Consider the following 330-nt stretch of genomic DNA (forward strand, 5'->3'; position numbering starts at 1 on the left):
ATCGAAAAGGATGAGTCGCCGTCGTTGTTTGGAATGGGAACTACGGTTTCCCTCTCAGTTTCAGACGAGCCGAGAGCTTTGGTCGAGGCTTTGAATGACATGGCAGAGAGAATGCGTCGGCAACGGAGCGAAACTATAGTGGCTCCGATCATTTATAGAGAAAATTCTATCGGAAAAATGAGTACGAATTAAGGATGTTATCTTCCTGGGAATGCGAGGCTCGAAGCTATGCGGGTCTCTTGCGATTCTGATTTCTGTTCTTGGATGTAGAACGGGCGCTTCAGAAACTCTCGATAAAATAGGCTTGTCTGGTTTCGATGTGGGTAAGCT

The 330-nt window shown here is 46.7% G+C and carries 1 protein-coding gene; it reads left to right on the top strand.

The window, feature by feature from the left end:
- Window positions 1-192, top strand: a 192-nt coding sequence (locus tag KDH83_RS32165) for a hypothetical protein (protein WP_212323272.1), incomplete at its 5' end; no start/stop codon positions are given.
- Window positions 193-330: the final 138 nt, after the last annotated feature.

Source organism: Achromobacter sp. Marseille-Q0513 (assembly GCF_018195695.1).
Classification (GTDB): domain Bacteria; phylum Pseudomonadota; class Gammaproteobacteria; order Burkholderiales; family Burkholderiaceae_B; genus Achromobacter.